Here is a 19000-nt window from a genome sequence, read left to right on the forward strand (position 1 = left end):
GCGTCAGGGAACGAGAATCGTATCCTTTGCCTCCGGCAACATCCCCGGATGATCCAGCGTGTAGTGCAGGCCCCGGCTCTCCTTGCGGGCCAGCGCGCACCGTACGATGAGGTCCGCCACCTCGACGAGGTTGCGCAGCTCGATCAGATCGGCCGTGACGCGGAACTCGCCGTAATAATCCTCCACCTCGCGGCGGAGCAGCTTGATGCGGTGCTGCGCGCGCTCCAGCCGCTTGGTGGTGCGCACGATGCCGACATAGTCCCACATGAAGCGGCGGATCTCGCGCCAATTGTGCTGGACGATCACTTCTTCGTCCGAATCGGTGACGCGGCTCTCGTCCCAAGGGCGGATCGGCGGGGGTGCCGGCATCTCGTCGAAATGACGGGTGATGTGCCCGGCGGCGGCCTCGCCGAACACGAAGCATTCGAGCAGCGAGTTGGAGGCGAGGCGGTTGGCGCCGTGCAGGCCCGATTGCGTGCACTCGCCCGCCGCATAGAGGCCGGGCAGGTCGGTGCGGCCCTTCAGGTCCACGATGATGCCGCCGCAGGTGTAGTGCTGTGCCGGCACCACGGGGATCGGATCGGTGGTGATGTCGATGCCGAGCGTCAGCAGCTTTGAATAGATGGTCGGGAAATGCTGCTTCACGAACTCCGGCGGCTGGTGGCTGATGTCGAGGTGGACGTAGTCCAAACCGAGCCGCTTGATCTCATGGTCGATCGCGCGCGCCACGATGTCGCGCGGCGCCAGCTCCTCGCGGGGATCGAAATCCGGCATGAAGCGGTGCCCCGCGCCCGGCACACCCGGCGGCAGCTTGAGCCGCCCGCCCTCGCCGCGCATCGCCTCGGTGATCAGGAAATTCTTGACCTCGAGGTTCCACAGGCAGGTCGGGTGGAACTGCATCATCTCCATGTTGGAGACGCGCGCACCCGCCCGCCACGCCATGGCGATGCCGTCCCCGGTCGCGCCGCGCGGGGCGGTGGAATAGAGATAGGTGCGCCCCGCGCCGCCGGTGGCGAGGATCGTCGCCTTGGCCGTGAACAGCTCGACCTGGCCGTTGCGCCGGTTGAGCGCATAGACGCCCCATACGTGGCCGTTGCCGAGATAGCGCTCGCCATGGCGCGAGGTGGCGAGGTCGATCACCGCCATGTCGGGGATCAGGGTGATGTTGGGGTGCGCGACCGCGGCTTTCTCCAGCGCGACCTGTACGGCGTGGCCGGTGGCGTCGTCGACATGGGCGATGCGGCGGTGGCTGTGCCCGCCTTCGCGGGTGAGGTGGAGGGCATTGCCTTCCTGGTTGAACGGCACGCCGAGCTGCACCAGCCGCTCGATCGCGGCCGGCGCGCCCTCGATCACGAATTCCACGGTGGCGCGGTCGTTGAGGCCGGCGCCGGCGATCATCGTGTCCTCTATATGATTCTCGAAGCTGTCGCCTTCCTCCAGCACGGCGGCGATGCCACCCTGCGCCCAGTTGGTCGATCCTTCCGAAAGCCCGCCCTTGGCGAGCACCGCCACCTGGAAGCGTTCGGCGAGACTCAGCGCGGCGGTCAGCCCCGCCGCGCCCGATCCGACGATGACGACGTCGAACGGCCTCGTCGCCATCTCAGGCGGCGGCCTTGTCGGAGGTGAGACTGAGGAACACGTCTTCCAGATCGGCCTCGCGGGTGGAGACATCGACCACGCTGTAGCCCGCGCCGTTCAATGCGGTCAGCACCTCGCCGGCATTCACCTTGCCCTTGTGGTACGTGATCGCGATCACCCGGTCGCCCTTGAGCTCGGCCTTCTCGAAGATGGGGGAATCGGGGGCGGTCGCGATGTCGCGATCGAGCGTCACCTCGACCACCTTTTCCTGCGCCTTGGAAAGCAGCTGCGGCGTCGGTTCGTTGGCGATCAGGCGACCGTGGTTGATGATCGCGATGCGATCGCACAGCTCCTGCGCCTCCTCCAGATAGTGCGTCGTCAGCACCACCGTCGTGCCGCGCTCGTTGAGCTCGCGCACATAGGCCCAGAGCTGCTGGCGCAGCTCGATGTCGACGCCGGCGGTCGGCTCGTCGAGCACCAGCACCGGCGGATTGTGGACCAGCGCCTTGGCAACCAGCAGCCGCCGCTTCATGCCGCCCGACAGCGTGCGGGCATAGGCATCGGCCTTGTCCTCGAGGTGGACGGCGCGCAGCAGCTCCATCGTCCGGCGCTCGGGCTTCGGGATACCGTAGAGGCCGGCATAGATTTCCAGCGTCTCGCGGGGGCTGAAGAAGGGATCGAACAGGATCTCCTGCGGCACGATGCCGATCGAGCGCTTGGCGTTGCGCGGGTGCTCGTCGATGTCGAAGCCCCAGATCTCGGCGTTGCCGCCGGTCTTGTTGACGAGGCCGGCGAGGATGTTGATCAGCGTCGACTTGCCCGCGCCGTTCGGCCCCAGCAGCCCGAATATCTGGCCCCGCGGCACGTCGAAGCTGACGCCGTGGAGCGCGATCTTGCCGCCGGCATAGGTCTTCCGGAGATTGTCGATGCGGATGGCGGCTTCGGTCATGTCCGCGCAGATAGTCCGTACGGCGCCGTGCCGCTAGGGGCGCATTCGTTTGCTGCGGCACCGGCCGGCTCCAAGACCGAGGTCGTTAACCCTTCCCCTTCACGAGTCGTTAGGCATTTGCGGCGATCATTACGGTCATGACCCAGGCCGCCCTCCCCAGCTTCGCCCGTCGCTCGCGCTTCGCGTTTGCCGCCGCCGTGCTGCTCGCGCTGCTCGTCACCGTGGTCGAGGTGCCGCATGCGACACCGGTCGCGGCCAAGGCGTCCGCGCTCATCGCCTGATTGATCCGGGGCAGGCCGCTTGCTATGCGGCGGATCGTGAGCAACCAACCGCCCGAAACCATCCGCGTCACCGCCTCGCGCGTCATCTGCGACGGCGCGAGCGACATTCCCACCGGCGCCGCGCTCGGCCATCCGCGCGTGTTCCTTGAGATCGACGAGTCGGGCTTCGTCGAATGCGGCTATTGTGATCGCCGCTTCGTGCTGGCCGGCGGCCCGGCGGATCGTTCGGAAGCCGCCTGATCCTTTGACGTGCGTGTGCCCGCGCCTATATCGGCGGGCATGACCAGTCTTTCCGATCCCCGCTCCTTCCTCTACCGCGACGGGCTGGACCCGGATGCGGCGCAGCGCCTCGCGGCGACCACGCTGGGCGCCTGCGACGATGGCGAGCTCTACTTGCAATATCTCGCGTCCGAGAGCTTCGGCTTCGACGACGGCCGGCTGAAGACTGCCGACTTCAATACACAGTCTGGCTTCGGCCTGCGCGGCGTCTCGGGCGAGACCACCGCCTTCGCCCATGCCAACGAAATCAGCGAGCGCGCCATCCTGCGCGCCGCCGAGACGATGCGGCTGCTCGATCCCGCCAAGGGGCAGAAATCGGCTCCCCCGGCACGCACCAACCGCCATCTCTACGGCGAGGCGAACCCGCTCGATCTGGTGCCGTTCGCGAAGAAGGTCGATCTCTGCCAGCGCATCGATGCCATGGCCCGCGCCCGCGATCCGCGCGTGGCGCAGGTCTCGGTCGGCCTGTCGGGCACGTGGAGCGTCGTCGAGATCGTGCGGCCCGACGGTTTCCTTGCCACCGACGTGCGCCCGCTGGTGCGCCTCAACGTCTCGATCGTGGCCGAGCAGAACGGCAGGCGCGAGGCGGGCTTCTTCGGGCTGGGCGGCCGCTATCTCTACGACCGCCTGTTCGAGACCGCGACGTGGGAGCGCGCGATCGACGAGGCGCTGGCGCAGGCCTTGGTCAATCTCGAGGCGGTGGCGGCGCCGGCCGGCGAGATGACCGTGGTGTGCGGCCCCGGCTGGCCCGGCGTGCTGCTCCACGAGGCGATCGGCCACGGGCTCGAAGGCGATTTCAACCGCAAGGGCTCGTCGGCCTTCTCGGGCCGCATCGGCGAGCGGGTGGCGGCGCCCGGCGTCACCGTGATCGACGACGGATCGATCGGCGAACGGCGCGGCTCGCTGTCGATCGACGACGAGGGCACGCCGACCCAAGCCAATATCCTGATCGAGGACGGCATCCTAAAGGGCTATATGCAGGATCGCCTCAACGCCCGCCTGATGGGCGTGCCTGCCACCGGCAACGGCAGGCGGGAGAGCTTCGCCCATGCGCCGATGCCGCGCATGACCAATACCTTCATGCTGGGCGGCCAAGACGATCCGGCCGGGATCCTCGGGCGGGTGAAGACCGGCATCTACGCCAAGAGCTTCGGCGGCGGGCAGGTGGATATCACGTCCGGCAAGTTCGTCTTCTCCTGCACCGAGGCGTACCGGATCGAAAACGGCCAGCTTGGGCAGCCCATCAAGGGCGCGACCCTGATCGGCGACGGACCCTCCGTGCTCACCCGCGTGCAGGCGATCGGCAACGACATGGCACTGGACGAGGGCATCGGCATCTGCGGCAAGGGCGGGCAGTCGGTGCCGGCCGGCGTCGGCCAGCCGACCCTGCTGATCGACCGCCTCACGGTGGGCGGCACGGCCTCGGCCTGATGGCGCTGGTCGAAATCGAGACCTTTCCGAACGCGATGATCGCCGAAATCGCGCGCGCCCGGCTCATGGCGGAGGGGATCGAGGCGGTGCTGTTCGACGGCGGTGTCGCCAGCATCGGCCTGGGCGGGCTGATGCCGGCGCGATTGATGGTGCCGGAAGCGGACGAGGCGCTGGCGCTCAGGTTGCTGTCGCCCGAAGCCTAGCCCCGAGGTCGAAGCGGCTCTTTCACGCCGAGCAGCAGCAGATAAAGCCAGCCTAGCACGATGAACGCCGCGCTCAGGACGAGCGCGGATTGCACGAGGCTGAGCCGGCGATCGGATTGCGCGTCCATCTGTGCGATGCTTATGCCGGATTTCCGTTGCAAGCAATATGCTTGCCTAAAAAAGCAGCAGTTCTTTCGAACTGCCTAAGAGTCGGGCGATCGTTTCGCCCACGATTCATGTTGCGCCGCAGAATAAGGCGGATTCGTTACTTGGCACGCCTCTTGCGAATGTTCCTCGGGAGCAAAAGCAGGGAGGCGGCATGAAACTGATCATAGCCATCATCAAGCCATTCAAGCTGGACGAGGTGCGCGAGGCACTTTCGGGCATCGGCGTCGCGGGTATGACCGTGACCGAGGTCAAGGGCTTCGGCCGGCAGAAGGGCCAGACCGAAATCTACCGCGGTGCGGAATATTCGACGAACATGGTGCCGAAGATCAAGATCGAGGTCGCGTGCGGCTCCGATCTGGCGGGCCGCGTCGTGGAGGCGATCCAGCAGGCGGCCAATACCGGCGCGATCGGCGACGGCAAGATCTTCGTCCTCGATCTCGCGCAGGCGGTCCGCATCCGCACCGGCGAAATCGACGAAACCGCGCTGTGAGGGAAGGGGGAACCATGAAGCTTTCGACCAAGATATTGGCCGGGCTGGGAGCTGTCGGCGCCGCCGCTCTGCTCACCCACCCCGCCTTCGCGCAGGCGGCGGCTGCCGCCGCTCCGGCGCCCGCGCCGACAATCGCCACCGCGTCGCTCACCAACATGAACAAGGGCGACAACACCTGGATGCTCGTCTCCACCCTGCTGGTGCTGATGATGTCGATCCCGGGCCTTGCGCTGTTCTACGGCGGCCTCGTCCGCACCAAGAACATGCTGTCGGTGCTCACCCAGGTGCTGATGATCGTCTGCATGGTCGGCGTGATCTGGGTGTGCTGGGGCTATTCGGAGACCTTCACCAGCTTCAGCCCGTTCGTGGGCAACCCCTTCACCAAGCTCTTCCTGAAGGGCGTGGACTCGAACGCCGCGGCCGCGACCTTCTCCAACGGGGTCTACATCCCGGAGCTCACCTACGTCCTCTTCCAGATGACGTTCGCGATGATCACGCCGGCCTTGTTCATCGGCTCGGTGGCGGAGCGCATCAAGTTCTCGCCGCTGATGCTGTTCGTGGCGCTCTGGGTGACCTTCGTCTACTTCCCGATCGCCCACATGGTGTGGTGCTGGGATGGGCCTGACGCCTTCGCCGCCGCCGCTCTGAAGGGCCAGGCCGCGATCGACGCCGTCTCCGCCGACTCCGGCTACCTCTTTAACAAGGGCGCGCTGGACTTCGCCGGCGGCACCGTCGTGCACATCAACGCCGGTATAACAGGCCTCGTCATGTGCCTGATGCTCGGCAAGCGCCTCGGCTACCCGAACGAGCCGATGCCGCCGCACTCGCTGACCATGACCATGATCGGCGCCTCGCTGCTGTGGGTGGGCTGGTTCGGCTTCAACGCCGGCTCCAACCTCGAAGCCTCGTCGATCGCCTCGGTCGCCTTCATGAACACCATGATCGCCACCGCCGCCGCCGGCCTCTCCTGGCTGCTCGTCGAGCAGGCCGTGAAGGGCAAGCCTTCGCTGCTCGGCGCCGCCTCGGGTGTCGTCGCGGGCCTCGTCGCCGTCACCCCCGCCTCGGGTTACGCCGGCACGATGGGCTCGGTGATCCTGGGCCTGATGGTCTCGCCGATCTGCTTCTTCTTCGTCACCGTGGTGAAGTCGAAATTCGGCTACGACGACTCGCTCGACGTGTTCGGCGTGCACTGCATCGGCGGCATCACCGGTGCGATCATGACCGGCATCCTCGACGCCCCGTCCTTCGGCGGCCAGGGCATCGCGGACTACACGACCAAGCCGGGCACCATGGTCGCGGGCACCTACGACATGGTGAGTCAGGTCATCACGCAGATCGAGGCGGTGGCCATCACCCTCGTCTGGTCGGGCGTCGGCGCCGCCATCCTCTTCTTCGTGATCGACAAGGTATGGGGCTTCCGGGTCACCCCCGAGGTCGAGCATGAGGGCCTCGACATCGCCGAGCACGGCGAGCGGGCCTACCACTACTAAGAGCTTCCTCCTGCGAAGAGCCTGGGCCGGCGGGGCAACCTGCCGGCCTCTTTTTGTTGGGCCTCAGGCGCCGGCGCGATGCGTCCGCATCGCTTGGCTATCCTCCCGCGCCTCCCGCGCCTGCGCGCGGTCCGGGCGCGCGTTCGCGCTTGCGGACCCTGCGGGTCAAAGCCGCACTGCACCGTTGCTATTTGCTCAGTTCTTCGGTCGCAGGCTCTCGATCATCGGTATTAGGCCGGAGACATCGTAGCCGGCATTGGCCGCCTTCGCCGCGATCTCGGACGGTTCGTCGCCCGCCGCGCCGCGCGCCAGCGACCAGAGGTAAGTGGAGCGCGTGCCCGATCGGCAGAAGGCGAGCACCGGCCCCGGCCCGGCGAGCGCCGCTGTCATCGCCTCGACCTGATCCATCGAGAAGCCCGAATGATCGACCGGGATGTGCACATAGCCCAGCCCCGCCGCCTTCGCCGCCGCGCCGATCTCGGCGGCGGTCGGCTGGCCGGCCTGCTCGCCGTCGGGGCGGTTATTGATGATCGTGCGGATGCCTTCTGCCTGCGCTTCCGCGACCTCTTCCACGCTGATCTGCGGGGAGACCGCGATCGTCTCGTCGAGCCATTTAGCCATTGGCAACCTCGCTATCCTAGGGTCGCGCCGGGGTAGCGCATCGGCTGCGGGCTTATGCCCGATTCGGCCTGAGGGAAACCCATGCTCGAAACCGGGCTCTCGCTTACCGGCCTCGGCGTCGCCACCGTGCTGCTGCCGTTCATGACACTCTGGGTCTGCTATGTCGGGCTCCACATGCCGACGTGGCTGATCGAGAATCTCGCCTGGGACCGCAAGCTGAGGCTGCTGCCACTGGCTTTGGTGCACATGGGGCTGCTGCTTGGGCTGATTGCGGTGGCGGGTCGATTCCTGCCCGGCGGCATAACCTTGCTCGCGATGCCGTTCATGGCGCTCTTCATCTGGTGCGAGTGGCTGCGGCGTGAGCGGGCGCTGATCTAGCCTCGCCAGTTCCGCAGCACCTCAAGGAAGGCATCGCCATAGGCCTCGCGCTTGGCCTCGCCGACGCCGGTGACCTGCGACAGGCCGGCGAGCGTCGTCGGATGCAGCCCGGCCATCTCGCGCAGCGTCGAATCGTGGAAGATCACGTAGGGCGGCACGCCGCGTTCCTTCGCGATCTCGCGCCGTCTCGCGCGCAGCGCCTCGAACAGCGGATCGTGCGGATACTCCTCCTGCGCGGCGCGCTTGCGCCGCCGTTCGCGCTTGGGCTGGACGACGAGGCCGACCGATTCCTCGCCCTTCAGGATCGGCCGCGCGGAGGGGCCGAAGGAGAGCCCGCCATAATCGTCCGCCCGCAACGCATCGCGCGCGATCAGCACGCGGGCGACGGGGCGGACCAGCTTCAGCTCCTCCTCGTCTGCGATGCCGAAGACGGAGAGGCGGTTGTGGCCGTTGCTGATCACCTTGTCGGTGTCGCGCCCCGCCAGCACGTCGATCAGGTGGCCGACGCCGAAGCGCATCTCGGTGCGGAAGGCGGCGGAGAGCAGTTTCCGCGCGACCGTCGTCACGTCGACCGTGGCGGGCGGCGAGAGGCAATTGTCGCAATTGCCGCACGTGGTGGCCGGATGCTCGCCGAAATGGCGGAGCAGCACGGCGCGGCGGCACTCGCTCGTCTCGACCAGTTGCGCCAGGGCATTGAGCCGCGTCCGCTCGCCGGCGACGCGGGCATCGTCCACCTCGCCGAGCCTTTTGCGGGCGCGTGCGAAATCCTCCGCACCCCAGAAGAGCTGAGCCACCGCCGGCTCGCCGTCGCGCCCCGCGCGGCCGGTCTCCTGATAATAAGCCTCGATCGACTTGGGCAGGCCGGCATGCGCGACGAAGCGGACGTCGGGCTTGTCGATGCCCATGCCGAAGGCGATGGTCGCCACCATCACCATGTCCTCGGAGGCCACGAAGTCGCGCTGGTTCTTCGCGCGGACCGCCGGATCGAGGCCGGCATGATAGGCGCGTGTCGGCCGCCCCGCCTCGGCGATCTGGGCGGCGAGTCGCTCGGTAGCGTCGCGGGTGGGGGCATAGACGATGCCCGCGCCCTCCTGCTCGGCGATGAAGGCCTTGAGCTGCTGGGCGAGGCCGTCGCGCGGGCTGATGCGATACTGGATGTTGGGGCGGTCGAAGCCGGCGACGATCAGCCCGTCCTGCGGCAATCCGAGCTGCTGGAGGATATCGGCGCGGGTATGCTCGTCGGCCGTCGCGGTGAGCGCGAGGCGGGGCACTTGCGGAAAGGCATCGAGCAGCGGGCGGAGCAGGCGGTAATCGGGGCGGAAATCGTGCCCCCATTCGCTGACGCAATGCGCCTCGTCGATCGCGAACAGCGAGAGCTCGGTCAGGCGCAGCAGCTCGCGGAAGCCGGGATTGGAGGCCCGCTCGGGCGCCACGTAGAGCAGGTCCAGCTCGCCTTCGCGGAAGCGGCGCATCGTCTCGTCGCGATCGGAATCGGCGGAGGTGAGCGTCGCGGCATGAATGCCGAACGCCTCGGCGGAGCGCACCTGGTCGTGCATCAGTGCGATCAGCGGCGAGATCACCACTGCGGTGCCGCGCCGCGCCAGTGCGGGCAGCTGGTAGCAGAGCGACTTGCCCGCGCCCGTCGGCATCACAGCCAGCGTGCCGTCGCCCGCCATCACGCGTGCCACCACCCGCTCCTGCACGCCGCGGAACGCCGGGAAACCGAAGGTCGTGCGCAGGATATCGAGGGGATCGGCGGGCATCGAAACCGGGTTAGCGTGCAGCGCCGGGGCCGTCACCCCGCCAAGTTGGACTTAGACCACGCCAAGCGAAGCTGACTGGCGTGCGCAACCGGCGCGCCCTAGATTTCGCGACATGATCAAGTCGCTTGCGTATCCGCTCTTCGCCGTCGCCCTGCTGGCGAGCCCCGCCACCGCCGTCCCGCAGGCGCCGCGCATCTCGGCCGCGACGGTCAACGATCTGCCCCAGCCGTTGCCTTTCCCTTATGACGAGCAGGCCGACGCGCAGGCCGCCGTCGCCAAGGCCAGGGCGCAGGCGAAGCGGGAGCACAAGCGCCTGCTGATCGATCTGGGCGGCAACTGGTGCCTCGATTGCCGCGTGCTTGCGGGGATCATGGAGCTGCCCGAACTCCAGCCCTTCCTCGACCGGCATTTCGTGATCGTGAAGGTGGATATCGGCCGGTACGACAAGAATGGCGACATCGCCGGCCACTACGGCATCGCCGGCCGCCTCGACGGCGTGCCTGCGCTGCTCGCCGTCGATCCGGTGCGCGACCGGTTGCTCAACCGCGACAAATTGTTCGCGCTCGCCGATGCGCGCCACATGACGCCGCAGGGGTTGGCCGACTGGCTGGCGCAATGGGCCGCCTGATCAGTAGAGCAGGTTCGTCACCAAGCCCTTGTCGGCCTTGCGGGTCAGCCGGACCGCGCGTCGCGCGAAATCGATCGAGACGCGATCGAACGCCTGCATGATGTCCATGCCGAGCAGCATCGCCGGCTTCTGCGTCAACCCGAAACGATCGAACACATGCGCGTCGTCGAAGGCGATCACGACGTTGGACATGTGCAGATCGCCGAGCCTCAGCTCGTTGATCGGCGCATAGCTGGCGACGATCTTCTGGCCGGTCACGTCGGTGATCGTGACATCCTTCGGATCGGCGCGCTTGCGGCGCACCAGCTTCTCCTTCAGCGTCATGTTGCCGAGCGTGACCATGCTGCCGGTATCGACGATCGCAAAGATCTTCTGCCCCGCCGCATCGGCATCGGCGAGGACGAGCTGACCAAAGCGGCTTCGGGCGGTGACGACGATCTCGCCATCGGCGGCAGGCGACACGTATTTGTCGGCGGGTTCCACCGACATGGCGTGGCGGACGAGATCGATCACCACCTTCTTGCCCTGCAGCGTGTCGATGCCGAGGATTCCCGCACCGCCGAGATTGGCCTCGTCCAGCACCGGCGCGGTGAGCTCCTTGGCGGGCAGCGCGCCGACATAGAGCGAATCGATGTGCACGGCGGGCACCTGCGCCTCGCCGCCGACGCTGTGCAGCGGGACGGTGCCGGCGGACGGCAAGCCGAGCTCAGCGGCGAGCGCGCTGGAGACGACGGTGCGCGTCGCACCACTGTCGACGATGAAGCGAAACGGACCCTTGCCGTTGATCAGCACCGGCACCGTCATCCGCGTGTCGACCTCGCGCAATTTGACGGCGGTGCTGGCGGGTGCGCCGGGCAGGGTGCTGGAATCGACCGGAAGCGGCGACGGCAGGCTGGCCGGATCGAGCGCCGACGGAGCGGAGGGCGCCGGCGCGGCCGGGGGCGGGGCGGCCGATGCCGCCTGGAGCAGAGCGAGCAGGCCCGCCAAGGTCGTCGATGTCGCCACAGCACCCCTCCTGCTGTTTTAGGGGGATGCTACGCCGGTTGTCGCCGCGATCAAGCGGCCCGTCTCATTCCGCCGCCAGCGCCTCGCCGGCTTCGCGCTCCGCCGCCTGGCGCGCCCACATCTCGGCGTAGAGGCCGTCGCGCGCCATCAGGGCCGCATGGGTACCGCGCTCAATTACGCGCCCCGCTTCCAGCACGATGATCTGGTTGGCGTCGACGATGGTCGAGAGGCGGTGGGCGATGGTGATTGTGGTGCGCCGCGCCGAGACGGCGCCCAGCGTATCGAGGATCTCCGCCTCGGTGCGGCTGTCGAGCGCGCTGGTCGCCTCGTCGAGGATCAGCAGCGGCGGGTCCTTGAGCAGGGTGCGCGCGATCGCGACGCGCTGCTTCTCGCCGCCGGAGAGCTTGAGCCCGCGCTCGCCGACTTCGGACTCGTAGCCCTGCGGCAGGATATCGATGAAGCGGTCGATCGCGGCGCCCTTGGCGGCGGCTCGGATATCCTCCGCCGTCGCACCGGCGCGGCCATAGCCGATATTGTAGCCGATCGTGTCGTTGAACAGCACCGTGTCCTGCGGGACGATGCCGATCGCCGCGCGCAGCGACGCCTGCGTGACGTGGGCGATATCCTGCCCGTCGATCGTGATCCGTCCGCCGGAGAGATCGTAGAAGCGGTAGAGCAGCCGCGCGATCGTCGACTTGCCCGCGCCCGAAGGCCCGACGATGGCGAGCGTGCTGCCGGCGGGCACGTCGATGTCGATCCCGTTGAGGATCGACCGCTCGTTCTCATAGCCGAACCGCACGTCCTCGAAGCGGACATGGCCGTCACCGACGACCAGCGGTCGCGCATCGGGCGCGTCCACCACCTCGGCAGCGGTGTCGACCAGGTCGAACATCGCGGCCATGTCGATCAGGCCCTGGCGGATCGTGCGATAGACCATGCCGAGCATGTCGAGCGGGCGGAACAGCTGGGTCAGCTGCATCTGCACGAACGCCAGCTGGCCGGCGGTGAAGCGGCCGTGGCTCCAGCCCCAGACCACGTAGGCGAGGCCGAAAGCGAGCATCAGGTTGGTGATCAGCGCCTGCCCGATGTTGAGCCAGGCAAGCGAATTTTCCGATTTGGTCGCCGCATCGGCATAAGCGATCATCGCCTTCTCGTAGCGCGTGGCCTCGCGCTCCTCGGCGTTGAAATATTTGACGGTCTCGAAATTGAGCAGCGAATCCACCGCATGCGCGACGGCGCCGGTATCGAGATCGTTCATCCGTGTGCGCAGCGACGCGCGCCAGTCGGTCACGGCGCGGGTGAACCAGATGTAGGCGCCCACCATCACCAGCGTGGTCGCGACCAGCAGCACGCCGAACTTGGTCAGGAAGATGCCGAGGACGATGACCAGCTGCAGCACCGTCGGCGCGATATTGAACAGCATGAAATAGAGCATCGTGTCGATGCTCTTGGTGCCGCGTTCGACCACCTTGGTGACCGCGCCGGTCCGCCGCTCGAGATGGAAGCGCAGCGAGAGCTGGTGGAGATGGCGGAACACGGTCGCCGCCAGCCGGCGGGTGGCATCCTGCCCGACCTTCTCGAACACTGCGTTGCGCAGATTGTCGAACAGCGTCGAGCAGAAGCGGGCGGCGGCATAGCCGGCGACGAGCAGGATGATCAGCGTCGCCGCGCTCGCCTTCGCGTGGCCGCCCATGCCGTCGATCGCCGCCTGGAAGGCGTAAGGCGCGCCGAAAAACTGGACGAGTGTCGAGGCGACGACGAGCAGCAGCGCCACGACGATGCGGAGCCGAAGCATCGGAGCGTCGGCGGGCCAGAGATAGGGCAGGAAACGGCGGAGCAGGGCGAAGCCGGCCTCCCGGCTCACCTGCGTTCCGCCCGGCAGGTCGGGTGGCATGGTCGCAACATAGGTGGCGCCGGCGATTTGGCCAATGGCACCGCCAAATGTTCGGCTTGTCGCAGGCGCCCTGAAAATATCACGGAGAATTGGCGTTTTGCGCGGCGCATTCGCAAGATTTACGCAACGCCTTCTCGACGATCTGCGCTAACTGTCGGGAATCCGCCATTTCCTGAACTTGGCACGCCCCCTGCAAACGTAACGGCATCCCGCCGATCACCGGCGGAAACGCACACTCAGGAGACAGAAAATGTTCAGCTTCAACCTTTCGTCCGTCCGTGACACCGTCGTTTCGGCCACTGCTGCCATGGTCTGCTCGGCCGTCCTGGTCGCCGCCGCCGTCCTGCCCGCCACCTCGGCGAGCGCCGCGCTGTTCCACTTCTAACTCTTGTGGAACGGAGACCGTTCATGTCCCATCGTTTCGTGATCGATCGGCGCCGCGGGCTGTGGCTCGGCGTATGCCGGGGCTTCGCGGACTGGTCCGGCACCGATGTCGGCCTCGTCCGCGCCGCTCTGGTGCTGCTGACCATCCTCGGCCTCGGCCTGCCGGGCATCGTCGCCTACGTGCTGATCGGCTGGCTGGCGGGCGTGCGCTGAACGGCGCAGCCCGCCCCTTGCGGTCGCCCCTCCGCCCGACGACATTCCCCCTCATGACCGATGCCATCGCCGACGTTCCGCGCGTGCGCGCCCTGCTGCTGGAGTCCGCGCGGGCCGGTGAGGCGATCAGCTATTCCTCGATCCTCAACCTGCTCGGCCACCGTTTCACCCGCCCCAAGATGCGCGCGCTCTGCAAGACGCTCGACGTCATCGACGAGGCAGGGCGTGCGGCCGGCGAACCCGAGCTTGCCGTACTGGTCGTTCGCGAATCGGACGGTCTGCCGGGGCAGGGCTGGTGGGCTGGCGCGCAGGCCTTCATCCGTGGCTATGACGGTCCGTGGGAAGGACCAAGGGCGACGGCCTTCGTCAGATCCCTGCAAAGCGAAGCCTTCGCCTACTGGCAGGATCGCTGAGTCGCCCCTTGCATCCTGCACTGCGCTTGTTGTACGATCGTGCAGCAACCGGAGGGCGGGAATGGCCGAAGCGGCGACCCACATCGCGAACGACCCTGATGAGGGCTGGAGCCTGCCTGCCTGGACCTATTCGGACCCGGAATTCTTCGAGGCCGAGGTCGCCCGCGTCATCCGCCCGTCCTGGCAGATTGTCTGCCACGTCAGCGACGTGCCCAACCAGGGCGATTTCCATACGCTCGATTATATCGGCGAGAGCGTCGTCGTAGTGCGCGGCCGCGATGGCGCCCTCAACGCCTTCACCAACGTCTGCCGCCATCGCGGCGCACGCTTGCTCGACGGGCCTTCGGGCTGCGCGAAGAAGCTCGTCTGCCCCTATCACGCCTGGACCTATGATCTCGATGGCCGCCTGGCCGGCCTGCCGATGCGCGAGACCTACGCCATGGACATGGCCGATCACGGCCTGAAGACCGTCGATCTGGAGGTTTGGCGCGGCTTCGTCTTCGTGCGGCTGGAGGATGACGGCGGCCCGTCGGTCGCGAGGATGATGGCCCCTTATGAGGCGGAGGTGGAGCCCTATCGCTTCGAGGATCTGCGCGCTTTCGGCCGGGTGACGCTGCGCCCGCGCGCCGTGAACTGGAAGAATGTCGGCGACAATTATTCGGACGGCCTGCACATCGCCGTCGCCCACCCCGGCCTCAAGCGGCTGATGGGCAATGGCTACGGCGTCGAGGCCAGCGCGCATGTCGATAAGATGTGGGGGCCGATCCTCGACAAGCCCTCGGCCAACCCCTCCGAGCGCGCCTATCAGCATTTCCTGCCGAGCGTGCCGCACCTGCCGGCCGACCGGCAGCGGCTGTGGACCTATTTCAAGCTCTGGCCGAACATCGCCTTCGACATCTACCCGGATCAGGTCGATTTCATGCAGTGGCTGCCGGTCTCGCCGACGCAATGCCTGATCCGCGAGATCGCCTACGCGCTGCCGGATGAGCGGCGGAAGATGAAGGCGGCGCGCTACTGCAACTGGCGGATCAACCGGCAGGTGAATGCAGAAGACACCGTGCTGATCGAGCGCGTGCAGAGCGGCATGGCGTCCAAGAGCTTCACCGTCGGCCCGCTCAGCGAGCAGGAGGTCGCGCTGCGCAACTTCTGCCGCAAGATTCGTCATGCCATTCCCGAGGCGCGCCAGCACCGCCCGCCCACGCCCGGCTGGAGCCGGCGACCGAAGAGCATTTGAACGCAACATCAAACCCGTTCGGGCTGAGCCTGTCGAAGCCCTGTCCTTCTTTCTTCGAGCGTTGAAAGAAGAAGGGCAGCCCTTCGACAAGCTCAGGGCGAACGGGAGGAATTGGGAGTCGAGACACATGACCGGCAGGCGCTACGACGCGGTGATCATCGGCGGCGGCCATAACGGCCTCGTCTGCGCCTTCTATCTCGCGCGCGCCGGCAAGTCGGTGCGGGTGCTGGAGCGGCGGCACATCGTCGGCGGTGCTGCGGTAACCGAGGAATTCCACCCCGGCTTCCGCAATTCGGTGGCGAGCTACACGGTCAGTCTGCTCCAGCCCAAGGTCATCCGCGACATGAAGCTCGCCGGGCGCGGACTGCGCATCGTCGAGCGGCCGATCTCCAACTTCCTGCCGCAGCAGGACGGGCGCTACCTCAAGCTCGGCGGCGGGCTGGAGCGCACGCAGGCGGAATTCCGGAAGTTCTCGAGCCATGATGCCGAGACGCTGCCGGCTTATTACGAGACGCTCGACACGGTCGCCGACGTGCTGCGCGATCTGGCGCTGAAATCGCCGCCCAACATCGGCGACGGCATCGGCATGCTGATCGCGGCGGCGAAGCAGGGGCGGGGCCTCTCCAGGCTCAGCCTCGCGCAGCAGCGCGACGTGCTCGATCTCTTCACCAAGTCCGCGCGCACCTTCCTCGACGGCTGGTTCGAGAGCGAGGCGGTGAAGGCGGCGTTCGGTTTCGACGCGGTCGTCGGCAACTTCGCCTCGCCCGACACGCCGGGATCGGCCTACGTCCTGCTCCACCACGTCTTCGGCGAAGTGAACGGCAAGAAGGGCGCGTGGGGCCACGCCATCGGCGGCATGGGCGCGATCACCCAGGCGATGCGGCAGGCGTGCGAGGAGGCCGGCGTCGAGATTACCACCGATGCGGCGGTCGAGCAGGTGCTGGTCGATGGCGAGCGCGCCGTAGGCGTGCGACTGGTGGGCGGTGCCGAGGTGTTCGGCAAGGCGATCGTCTCCAACGTCGGCCCGCGTCTGCTTTACGACAGGCTGATCGCGGAGGGCGACCTGTCGGCCGAATTCCGCCGCCGTGTGAAGGGCTTCAAGGTCGGCTCCGGCACCTTCCGGATGAACGTTGCGCTCTCCGAGCTGCCGCGCTTCACCAGCCTTCCCGAGGCGGGCGAGCATCACCAGTCTGGCATCATCATCGCGCCGACGCTCGACTACATGGACCGCGCCTACACCGACGCCAAGCAGACCGGCCTATCGAAGGCGCCGATCGTCGAGATGCTGATTCCCTCGACGGTGGACGACAGCCTCGCGCCCGCCGGGAGCCATGTCGCCAGCCTCTTCTGCCAGCAGTTCGCGCCGGAGCTGCCCGACGGCCGCTCGTGGGACGATGCGCGCGAGGAGGGGGCCGACCTGATCATCGATACGGTCGAGAAGTGGGCGCCGGGCTTCAAGGCCTCGGTGATCGCGCGGCAGATCCACTCGCCGCTCGATCTGGAGCGCAAGTTCGGGCTCGCCGGCGGCGACATCATGCACGGCAACATGAGCCTCGATCAGCTCTGGTCGGCGCGCCCGATCCTCGGCCACGGCGCCTATCGCGGCCCGCTCAAGGGGCTCTACATGTGCGGCGCGGGCACCCACCCGGGCGGCGGCGTCACCGGTGCGCCGGGCCATAATGCCGCGCGCGAGATCCTGGCGGACGGCGGCCTGTGGCGCCGGATGACGCGCGCGGCCTGAACCTCAGCTTTCGGACGCGCTCACCCGCCGTTCAAGCCCGGCAGGGCAAGGCCTCCATGGCGGGGACATGGAGGAGTGCGTCATGAACAGGAGCCATTATCTCGTCGCCGTGCTGGCGATCACGCTAGGCGCGGGTGCCGCGTCCGCGCAGGGCCGCTGGGTGCCGGGCCATTGGGACTGGGCGGGCGGCCGCCCTGGAGACGCGCGCGGCTACGATCTGCGCGGGCCGGGCGTGCCGATCCTGTTCCCCGAACTGCGCGACACGCCGCGCGGCCGCGCCTTCGTGCTGCGCAACTTCGATATGCGCCACGATGGCTTCATCACCCCGCGCGAGGCGCGGGCCGCCAACCGCGCCTTCGCCGAGGCGGTGCCCGATCGCCGGGGCTTCGACTGGGCGGTGGTCGATGCCGCGCCGCCGGCTCCGCCGCCCCCCTACATCTCCACGGGCCGGCCGGGGCCGTGGGATCGCGGCGCGATGCGAGAATACCATTTCCGCGACACGCCCGAAGGCGCGCGGATGACGCTGCAGGAGGACGTGCTGTTCCAGACCGACAGCGCGGTGCTCCGCCCGCATGCGATCGACAAGCTGCAGGCGCTCGCTGGCTATCTGCGCGACAACGAGGGCGTCCGCGTCGCGATCGACGGCTACACCGATTCGCGCGGGACGGACGAGCACAACCAGGGTCTTTCGGAGCGCCGCGCCGATGCCGTGCGCGATGCCTTCGACCAGATGGGCGTCACCGAGGCGCGCTTCCGCGTGCGCGGCCATGGCGAGAACGATCCGGTCGCGACCAATTCCACCGCCGACGGGATGCGTCTCAACCGCCGGGTGGAGGTGACGCTGCTGGGGCGCAGAGCGAGCGAGTTCGAGTAAGCCACCCACCTCATCCTCCCCCTGGCGGGGGAGGATGAATATTAGCGTCGAGCCGCGCTAAGCCACAGCGCTCTGCCGCATCGGTAGTTTCCAGCGTCCAAGCTCCTCGTGCCAGGTGCGGCCGTGCCAGCTGCGTACCAACACGAGCTCGTCGACCAGCCAGCTGATCCCGTCGATCGGCTGGACGCCGCCCGCGTCGCGATGGCCGTAGCCCAGCGTCACGTGGGGTGTCGGCGTCGCCTTGTCGGGCAGATCGAGCCCGTAGTGGCGTAGCATGTCGAGGATGTGGTTCTGCGCCTCCAACGCACCGACCAGCGGCTGGCTCGCCTTGAGCAGCGTATTGCGCGCGCTGGCGACCAGCTGGTCGAACACCACGCGGAAGGCGAAGGGCGGCACCGTCGCCATCACCCAGTGGGCCAATTGGATGCGGTAATCCTCGGGTACGTCGATCGCCGAGAGATTGGCGAGCGTGATGTGACGCCGCGCGGTGGATACCAGCCTCAGGCCCGGCAGCGCGGGTTCGATATCGTTGGACACGGCGAGATGATCGCCCACGCCTTCGGGGAGCATCGCGAACAGATAGAGGCGGGTATCCGGAGCATCAGGCATCGGGGCAGTCCCTCACGATTCCGTCCAGTCGCCGACAATGTTCTTTATTTGTTCCTATTTGTCAAGACTGGATATTGGCGCTACCCATGCGACGTTCCACCACGATGGAAGTTCCCATGCGCCAGCGCCGCCCAAGGTCCGATCGCCGCCGTGCCGCGCGTCGGGATGTCCTCGCCACGCTGGCGCTCGCCGGCGCGATCTTCGTGTCGATCCTGGCGCTGCCGGTCGGCAAGGTGCACGAGCGTGCCTGCGTCGCGATCACCCACGTCGCGGGCCGGCGGGTCCCGTGCGGGCTGTCGGAGCTGAACGTCACGCTCAGCTCCGATCGCAAACCCTTCATCTCGGTCTCGCTGACCCCGCTGAAGCTCTAGGCC

General features: G+C 67.5%; 23 protein-coding genes. 15 read left to right on the forward strand and 8 right to left on the reverse strand.

The window, feature by feature from the left end; genetic code table 11:
• Positions 1-3: 3 nt before the first annotated feature.
• The gene (gene nadB / locus HZF05_RS00340; protein ID WP_160364649.1) at positions 4-1599 is read right to left on the reverse strand and encodes an L-aspartate oxidase; all 1596 of its coding nucleotides are present in this window, start codon (positions 1597-1599) and stop codon (positions 4-6) included.
• A gap of 1 nt (position 1600) precedes the next feature.
• A complete protein-coding gene (locus HZF05_RS00345; protein ID WP_160364650.1) occupies positions 1601-2527 on the reverse strand; it encodes an ABC transporter ATP-binding protein in 927 nt (308 codons plus the stop codon).
• A 137-nt stretch (positions 2528-2664) separates the two neighbouring features.
• Between HZF05_RS00345 and HZF05_RS00350 the strand changes: the two genes are divergently transcribed.
• The 4 genes from HZF05_RS00350 to HZF05_RS00365 are packed head-to-tail and all read left to right on the forward strand — an operon-like array spanning position 2665 to position 4721.
• On the forward strand, positions 2665-2808 hold the full coding sequence (locus HZF05_RS00350; RefSeq protein WP_160364651.1) for a hypothetical protein: 144 nt from the start codon (positions 2665-2667) through the stop codon (positions 2806-2808).
• A gap of 24 nt (positions 2809-2832) precedes the next feature.
• On the forward strand, positions 2833-3048 hold the full coding sequence (locus HZF05_RS00355; RefSeq protein ID WP_160364652.1) for a zinc-finger domain-containing protein: 216 nt from the start codon (positions 2833-2835) through the stop codon (positions 3046-3048).
• 39 nt (positions 3049-3087) lie between these two features.
• Positions 3088-4518 (forward strand): metalloprotease TldD, encoded by a 1431-nt coding sequence (gene tldD, locus HZF05_RS00360; RefSeq protein ID WP_160364653.1) that lies wholly within the window; start codon positions 3088-3090, stop codon positions 4516-4518.
• On the forward strand, positions 4518-4721 hold the full coding sequence (locus HZF05_RS00365; protein ID WP_160364654.1) for a putative signal transducing protein: 204 nt from the start codon (positions 4518-4520) through the stop codon (positions 4719-4721). Before tldD ends, HZF05_RS00365 begins: the two co-directional genes overlap by 1 nt.
• Here HZF05_RS00365 and HZF05_RS22065 read toward each other — a convergent pair.
• Entirely contained in the window at positions 4718-4849 is a 132-nt protein-coding gene (locus HZF05_RS22065) for a hypothetical protein (RefSeq protein ID WP_281367322.1), read from the reverse strand. The two genes, HZF05_RS00365 and HZF05_RS22065, sit on opposite strands and share 4 nt — an antisense overlap.
• Positions 4850-5040: 191 nt before the next feature.
• On the opposite strand from HZF05_RS22065, the gene HZF05_RS00370 reads away from it, so the two are divergent.
• Positions 5041-5379, forward strand: coding sequence for a P-II family nitrogen regulator (locus tag HZF05_RS00370; RefSeq protein ID WP_160364655.1), 339 nt, complete (start codon positions 5041-5043; stop codon positions 5377-5379).
• Positions 5380-5393: 14 nt separating this feature from the next.
• Positions 5394-6869, forward strand: a complete 1476-nt coding sequence (locus HZF05_RS00375) for an ammonium transporter (protein ID WP_160364656.1) — start codon at positions 5394-5396, stop codon at positions 6867-6869.
• A gap of 195 nt (positions 6870-7064) precedes the next feature.
• Here HZF05_RS00375 and HZF05_RS00380 read toward each other — a convergent pair whose 3' ends face one another.
• The gene (locus tag HZF05_RS00380; RefSeq protein WP_160364657.1) at positions 7065-7490 is read right to left on the reverse strand and encodes a protein tyrosine phosphatase family protein; all 426 of its coding nucleotides are present in this window, start codon (positions 7488-7490) and stop codon (positions 7065-7067) included.
• Positions 7491-7571: 81 nt separating this feature from the next.
• Between HZF05_RS00380 and HZF05_RS00385 the strand changes: the two genes are divergently transcribed.
• Positions 7572-7868, forward strand: coding sequence for a hypothetical protein (locus HZF05_RS00385; RefSeq protein ID WP_160364658.1), 297 nt, complete (start codon positions 7572-7574; stop codon positions 7866-7868).
• On the opposite strand, the gene recQ is transcribed toward HZF05_RS00385, so the two are convergent.
• Entirely contained in the window at positions 7865-9631 is a 1767-nt protein-coding gene (gene recQ, locus HZF05_RS00390) for a DNA helicase RecQ (protein WP_160364659.1), read from the reverse strand. The genes HZF05_RS00385 and recQ overlap by 4 nt on opposite strands.
• A gap of 112 nt (positions 9632-9743) precedes the next feature.
• Here recQ and HZF05_RS00395 point away from each other — a divergent pair, with 112 nt between their 5' ends.
• Positions 9744-10259, forward strand: a complete 516-nt coding sequence (locus HZF05_RS00395; RefSeq protein ID WP_160364660.1) for a thioredoxin family protein — start codon at positions 9744-9746, stop codon at positions 10257-10259.
• Here the strand turns inward: HZF05_RS00395 and HZF05_RS00400 are convergent, their stop codons facing one another.
• Together HZF05_RS00400 and HZF05_RS00405 are read right to left on the reverse strand one after the other, a co-directional pair.
• A complete protein-coding gene (locus HZF05_RS00400; RefSeq protein ID WP_160364661.1) occupies positions 10260-11264 on the reverse strand; it encodes an aspartyl protease family protein in 1005 nt (334 codons plus the stop codon). It lies immediately after the preceding gene.
• A gap of 64 nt (positions 11265-11328) precedes the next feature.
• Complete coding sequence (locus HZF05_RS00405) at positions 11329-13158, reverse strand: ABCB family ABC transporter ATP-binding protein/permease (protein ID WP_160364662.1); 1830 nt, start codon at positions 13156-13158, stop codon at positions 11329-11331.
• 250 nt (positions 13159-13408) lie between these two features.
• On the opposite strand from HZF05_RS00405, the gene HZF05_RS22070 reads away from it, so the two are divergent.
• The 6 genes from HZF05_RS22070 to HZF05_RS00430 all read left to right on the forward strand — a co-directional run bounded on the left by HZF05_RS22070 (position 13409) and on the right by HZF05_RS00430 (position 18017).
• Positions 13409-13543 (forward strand): hypothetical protein, encoded by a 135-nt coding sequence (locus tag HZF05_RS22070; protein WP_281367324.1) that lies wholly within the window; start codon positions 13409-13411, stop codon positions 13541-13543.
• 23 nt (positions 13544-13566) lie between these two features.
• Positions 13567-13755 (forward strand): PspC domain-containing protein, encoded by a 189-nt coding sequence (locus HZF05_RS00410; protein WP_160364663.1) that lies wholly within the window; start codon positions 13567-13569, stop codon positions 13753-13755.
• A 53-nt stretch (positions 13756-13808) separates the two neighbouring features.
• A complete protein-coding gene (locus HZF05_RS00415) occupies positions 13809-14168 on the forward strand; it encodes a ribose-phosphate pyrophosphokinase (protein ID WP_160364664.1) in 360 nt (119 codons plus the stop codon).
• 61 nt (positions 14169-14229) lie between these two features.
• On the forward strand, positions 14230-15402 hold the full coding sequence (locus tag HZF05_RS00420) for an aromatic ring-hydroxylating oxygenase subunit alpha (RefSeq protein ID WP_160364665.1): 1173 nt from the start codon (positions 14230-14232) through the stop codon (positions 15400-15402).
• A gap of 127 nt (positions 15403-15529) precedes the next feature.
• Complete coding sequence (locus tag HZF05_RS00425; RefSeq protein WP_160364666.1) at positions 15530-17143, forward strand: phytoene desaturase family protein; 1614 nt, start codon at positions 15530-15532, stop codon at positions 17141-17143.
• Positions 17144-17225: 82 nt separating this feature from the next.
• Positions 17226-18017: an OmpA family protein gene (locus tag HZF05_RS00430; RefSeq protein WP_160364667.1), complete on the forward strand. Its 792-nt coding sequence runs from the start codon at positions 17226-17228 to the stop codon at positions 18015-18017.
• A gap of 57 nt (positions 18018-18074) precedes the next feature.
• Here HZF05_RS00430 and HZF05_RS00435 read toward each other — a convergent pair whose 3' ends face one another.
• Entirely contained in the window at positions 18075-18626 is a 552-nt protein-coding gene (locus HZF05_RS00435) for a 2'-5' RNA ligase family protein (protein ID WP_160364668.1), read from the reverse strand.
• A gap of 116 nt (positions 18627-18742) precedes the next feature.
• Between HZF05_RS00435 and HZF05_RS00440 the strand changes: the two genes are divergently transcribed.
• The gene (locus tag HZF05_RS00440; protein ID WP_160364669.1) at positions 18743-18997 is read left to right on the forward strand and encodes a hypothetical protein; all 255 of its coding nucleotides are present in this window, start codon (positions 18743-18745) and stop codon (positions 18995-18997) included.
• Positions 18998-19000 lie beyond the last annotated feature (3 nt).

Origin of the sequence: Sphingomonas chungangi, from assembly GCF_013778325.1 — a bacterium.
Classification (GTDB): Bacteria; Pseudomonadota; Alphaproteobacteria; order Sphingomonadales; family Sphingomonadaceae; genus Solisphingomonas; species Solisphingomonas chungangi.

Bases quoted from the DNA above. Each gene is read 5' to 3' on its own strand.
- nadB (WP_160364649.1), bottom strand. From the start codon at position 1,599: ATGGCGACGAGGCCGTTCGACGTCGTCATCGTCGGATCGGGCGCGGCG.
- HZF05_RS00345 (WP_160364650.1), bottom strand. From the start codon at position 2,527: ATGACCGAAGCCGCCATCCGCATCGACAATCTCCGGAAGACCTATGCC.
- HZF05_RS00350 (WP_160364651.1), top strand. From the start codon at position 2,665: ATGACCCAGGCCGCCCTCCCCAGCTTCGCCCGTCGCTCGCGCTTCGCG.
- HZF05_RS00355 (WP_160364652.1), top strand. From the start codon at position 2,833: ATGCGGCGGATCGTGAGCAACCAACCGCCCGAAACCATCCGCGTCACC.
- tldD (WP_160364653.1), top strand. From the start codon at position 3,088: ATGACCAGTCTTTCCGATCCCCGCTCCTTCCTCTACCGCGACGGGCTG.
- HZF05_RS00365 (WP_160364654.1), top strand. From the start codon at position 4,518: ATGGCGCTGGTCGAAATCGAGACCTTTCCGAACGCGATGATCGCCGAA.
- HZF05_RS22065 (WP_281367322.1), bottom strand. From the start codon at position 4,849: ATGGACGCGCAATCCGATCGCCGGCTCAGCCTCGTGCAATCCGCGCTC.
- HZF05_RS00370 (WP_160364655.1), top strand. From the start codon at position 5,041: ATGAAACTGATCATAGCCATCATCAAGCCATTCAAGCTGGACGAGGTG.
- HZF05_RS00375 (WP_160364656.1), top strand. From the start codon at position 5,394: ATGAAGCTTTCGACCAAGATATTGGCCGGGCTGGGAGCTGTCGGCGCC.
- HZF05_RS00380 (WP_160364657.1), bottom strand. From the start codon at position 7,490: ATGGCTAAATGGCTCGACGAGACGATCGCGGTCTCCCCGCAGATCAGC.
- HZF05_RS00385 (WP_160364658.1), top strand. From the start codon at position 7,572: ATGCTCGAAACCGGGCTCTCGCTTACCGGCCTCGGCGTCGCCACCGTG.
- recQ (WP_160364659.1), bottom strand. From the start codon at position 9,631: ATGCCCGCCGATCCCCTCGATATCCTGCGCACGACCTTCGGTTTCCCG.
- HZF05_RS00395 (WP_160364660.1), top strand. From the start codon at position 9,744: ATGATCAAGTCGCTTGCGTATCCGCTCTTCGCCGTCGCCCTGCTGGCG.
- HZF05_RS00405 (WP_160364662.1), bottom strand. From the start codon at position 13,158: ATGCCACCCGACCTGCCGGGCGGAACGCAGGTGAGCCGGGAGGCCGGC.
- HZF05_RS22070 (WP_281367324.1), top strand. From the start codon at position 13,409: ATGTTCAGCTTCAACCTTTCGTCCGTCCGTGACACCGTCGTTTCGGCC.
- HZF05_RS00410 (WP_160364663.1), top strand. From the start codon at position 13,567: ATGTCCCATCGTTTCGTGATCGATCGGCGCCGCGGGCTGTGGCTCGGC.
- HZF05_RS00415 (WP_160364664.1), top strand. From the start codon at position 13,809: ATGACCGATGCCATCGCCGACGTTCCGCGCGTGCGCGCCCTGCTGCTG.
- HZF05_RS00420 (WP_160364665.1), top strand. From the start codon at position 14,230: ATGGCCGAAGCGGCGACCCACATCGCGAACGACCCTGATGAGGGCTGG.
- HZF05_RS00425 (WP_160364666.1), top strand. From the start codon at position 15,530: ATGACCGGCAGGCGCTACGACGCGGTGATCATCGGCGGCGGCCATAAC.
- HZF05_RS00430 (WP_160364667.1), top strand. From the start codon at position 17,226: ATGAACAGGAGCCATTATCTCGTCGCCGTGCTGGCGATCACGCTAGGC.
- HZF05_RS00435 (WP_160364668.1), bottom strand. From the start codon at position 18,626: ATGCCTGATGCTCCGGATACCCGCCTCTATCTGTTCGCGATGCTCCCC.
- HZF05_RS00440 (WP_160364669.1), top strand. From the start codon at position 18,743: ATGCGCCAGCGCCGCCCAAGGTCCGATCGCCGCCGTGCCGCGCGTCGG.